We start from the raw sequence: 2500 nt of genomic DNA, 5'->3' as shown, positions 1-2500 counted from the left end.
TGCGGGGACAGGATTTGAACCTGTGACCTTCAGGTTATGAGCCTGACGAGCTACCGGGCTGCTCCACCCCGCGTCACCTCCAGGGCAAGCTCTTGCTTGCTCCGGACTCTCCAGGGCAAGCTCTTGCCTGCTCCGGATCTGAAGCAAGCGTTTGCTTGCTTATCTGGACGTAAGCCTGGGCCTATGAACAGGATGGCTTACAGATAGGTATATGGCTGACCAAATGAAAGGGCCGCTTGCGCGGCCCGTGATCCCTTGGCGGGCCTTTTCGTAGAGAGAAGATTCAGTTTCATCCGGTTTGCGGATGAGAGTTCAACGTGCGTTTTGCAGACCTGGCAGCGACCTACTCTCCCGCGTCTTGAGACGAAGTACCATCAGCGCTGGAGCGTTTCACGGCCGAGTTCGGAATGGGATCGGGTGCAGCCGCTCCGCCATAACCACCAGGTCGGCAAAACGCACGTTATATCGAGAAGCTGTTTTTTCGTGCCAAGGCGACGTTTGTGTCTAGCTAACGGACAAAGTCCGCAAGCGCGACTGCGCGTCGCCGGTTTTCCGGCGCCCTCGCGGAGCATAGGCCCTGTTAAGGGCCGCTCATGCGTGAGCGCTGGTCAGATCATCGTGTTCACGATGAGCATAAGGAATGAGAACGATCAAGCCGATCGAACTATTAGTACCGGTAAGCTTCAAGCGTTGCCGCTCTTCCACACCCGGCCTATCAACGTGGTCGTCTTCCACGGTTCTCAGGGAATACTCGTTTTAAGGTGGGTTTCCCGCTTAGATGCCTTCAGCGGTTATCCCGTCCGGATATAGCTACCCTGCTATGCGGCTGGCGCCACAACAGGTCCACCAGAGATCCGTCCATCCCGGTCCTCTCGTACTAGGGACAGATCCTTTCAATATTCCTACACCCACGGCAGATAGGGACCGAACTGTCTCACGACGTTCTGAACCCAACTCACGTACCGCTTTAAATGGCGAACAGCCATACCCTTGGGACCTGCTCCAGCCCCAGGATGCGATGAGTCGACATCGAGGTGCCAAACAACCCCGTCGATATGGACTCTTGGGGGTCATCAGCCTGTTATCCCCGGCGTACCTTTTATCCGTTGAGCGATGGCCCTTCCACGCGGGACCACCGGATCACTATGACCGACTTTCGTCTCTGCTCGACTTGTCAGTCTCGCAGTCAGGCAGGCTTATGCCATTGCACTCAGCGAACGATTTCCGACCGTTCTGAGCCCACCATCGCGCGCCTCCGTTACTCTTTAGGAGGCGACCGCCCCAGTCAAACTACCCACCATACATTGTCCCGGACCCGGATAACGGGCCGCGGTTAGACATCCATAGTAATAAGGGTGGTATTTCAAGGGTGGCTCCACCTGAGCTGGCGCCCAGGCTTCAAAGCCTACCACCTATCCTACACATGCCACTACGAATGCCAATGTAAAGCTATAGTAAAGGTGCACGGGGTCTTTCCGTCTAACCGCAGGAACCCCGCATCTTCACGGGGAATTCAATTTCACTGAGTCTATGCTGGAGACAGCGGGGAAGTCGTTACGCCATTCGTGCAGGTCGGAACTTACCCGACAAGGAATTTCGCTACCTTAGGACCGTTATAGTTACGGCCGCCGTTTACTGGGGCTTCGATTCAGAGCTTGCACCCCTCCTCTTAACCTTCCAGCACCGGGCAGGCGTCAGACCCTATACGTCGTCTTGCGACTTCGCAGAGCCCTGTGTTTTTGATAAACAGTCGCTACCCCCTGGTCTGTGCCACCCTCCTCTACTTGCGTAGAAAAGGGTCACGCTTCTTCCGAAGTTACGCGTGCAATTTGCCGAGTTCCTTCAGCATAGTTCTCTCAAGCGCCTTGGTATACTCTACCTGACCACCAGTGTCGGTTTCGGGTACGGTTTATAAGGAGGAGCTATTTCCTGGAACCGCTCCGCTGCCCGTTCAATCCGATAAGATTGGACAACTTGTGCGATCCGTCACTACCTCCAAGCCCACGAATATTAACGTGGTTCCCATCGACTACGCGTTTCCGCCTCGTCTTAGGGGCCGGCTAACCCTGCTCAGATTAGCTTTAAGCAGGAACCCTTGGTCTTTCGGCGGGGGAGTCTCTCACTCCCCTTACGTTACTCATGTCAGCATTCGCACTTCTGATACCTCCACCACCCCTCACGGGTATGGCTTCGTCAGCTTACAGAACGCTCCGCTACCGCTTGGCCCTTGCGGACCAAACCCTAAGCTTCGGTGTATGGCTTTAGCCCCGTTACATTTTCGGCGCAAAGACCCTTATTTAGACCAGTGAGCTGTTACGCTTTCTTTAAATGATGGCTGCTTCTAAGCCAACATCCTGGTTGTTTTGGGATCCTCACATCCTTTCCCACTTAGCCATAACTTGGGGACCTTAGCTGTAGGTCAGGGTTGTTTCCCTTTTCACGACGGACGTTAGCACCCGCCGTGTGTCTGCCGACTAGTACTCCCAGGTATTCGGAGTTT

At 54.9% G+C, this 2500-nt stretch carries 1 tRNA gene and 2 rRNA genes (2 of these 3 only partly in view); all 3 read right to left on the bottom strand.

Features of this window, described 5'->3' with window-relative positions:
* Positions 1 to 73, bottom strand: a tRNA-Met gene (locus NKL06_RS20735); it reaches 4 nt to the left of the window's first position.
* 257 nt (positions 74 to 330) lie between these two features.
* A 5S ribosomal RNA gene (gene rrf / locus NKL06_RS20730) occupies positions 331 to 445 on the bottom strand.
* A gap of 201 nt (positions 446 to 646) precedes the next feature.
* A 23S ribosomal RNA gene (locus tag NKL06_RS20725) occupies positions 647 to 2500 on the bottom strand; it runs 948 nt beyond the window's last position.

Source organism: Mesorhizobium sp. C268A (assembly GCF_040324475.1).
GTDB lineage: Bacteria > Pseudomonadota > Alphaproteobacteria > Rhizobiales > Rhizobiaceae > Mesorhizobium.
This window is presented reverse-complemented; position numbering and strand designations above follow the sequence as displayed.